General features: G+C 68.5%; 1 protein-coding gene. It reads left to right on the top strand.

The window, feature by feature from the left end:
* Nucleotides 1-203 (top strand): hypothetical protein (locus tag SB659_RS20730; RefSeq protein ID WP_410551811.1); only part of this gene is annotated, 203 nt, incomplete at both ends.

Genomic DNA, 203 nt, shown 5'->3' with positions numbered 1-203 from the left:
GACGCGGACCTCTACCGGCCCCCGTACTACCACCCCGGCATGGACGCCCCCGAAATCAAATACCTGATGGAACGCCGCGCCGAACTCGGCGGGTTCGTCCCCGAACGCCGCCGCACCCACACCCCCGTCACCCTGCCCGAGGCGAAGTCCTACGACGTCGCCAAACGCGGGTCCGGGAAACAACAAGCCGCGACCACCATGGC

This window comes from Arthrobacter sp. SIMBA_036 (assembly GCF_046535135.1).
GTDB lineage: Bacteria > Actinomycetota > Actinomycetes > Actinomycetales > Micrococcaceae > Arthrobacter.
The sequence above is the reverse complement of the archived record's forward strand: the minus strand, read 5'-3'. Positions and strand labels throughout refer to the sequence as shown.